Raw genomic sequence first — 627 nt, forward strand, 5'->3', positions numbered from 1 at the left:
GTGGTGGTCAGACTGCGAGTGAGGTCTCGTACTCGGCGGGGCTGAGGTAGCCGAGGCTGCTGTGCAGTCGGTGCAAGTTGTACCAGCCTTCGATGAGGTCGAAGATCGCGGTGCGGGCGGCGGCCCGGCGGGGCCAGGCGGAGGCGCCGAGCAGTTCGCGTTTGATGGTCGAGAAGAACGACTCTGCGAGCGCGTTGTCCCAGCGCTGGCCGGTGCGGCCGACCGAAGGTCTTACCTCGAACTGGACTGCTAGGGCGGCGAATTGCTGACTGGTGTGTTGACAGCCGCGATCCGAATGGAAGATCACGGGATGGGTGGGGCGACGCTGCCGGCAGGCGGCTGTCAGCACCTCGGCAACCAGATCGGTCCGCAGGTGATCGGCGGTTGCCCAGCCGACTACGCGCCGGGAGGCGATGTCGCCGACCGTGGCCAGATAGAGCCAGCCCTCCTCCGTCGGGACATACGTGATGTCACCGCACCAGCGGGCATCGAGCCCGGTGCGGTCGGGCTGGAAGTCCCGGGCGATGAGGTCGGGACAGAAGGGAGCCTTGGGATCGGGGATCGTGGTCGGGTGCCGTCGTCGGCGGTGCCGGCCTCGCAGCCCGGCGGCCCGGATCAGCCGTGCAA

General features: G+C 68.3%; 1 protein-coding gene. It reads right to left on the reverse strand.

Translation table 11 applies throughout. The features are described 5' to 3' along the window. Positions 1-7: 7 nt before the first annotated feature. Positions 8-627 (reverse strand): IS3 family transposase (locus E0D90_RS25950; protein ID WP_130800338.1); only part of this gene is annotated, 620 nt, incomplete at its 5' end.

This window comes from Streptomyces otsuchiensis (genome assembly GCF_004305975.1).
In the GTDB taxonomy this organism is placed as follows: Bacteria; Actinomycetota; Actinomycetes; order Streptomycetales; family Streptomycetaceae; genus Streptomyces; species Streptomyces otsuchiensis.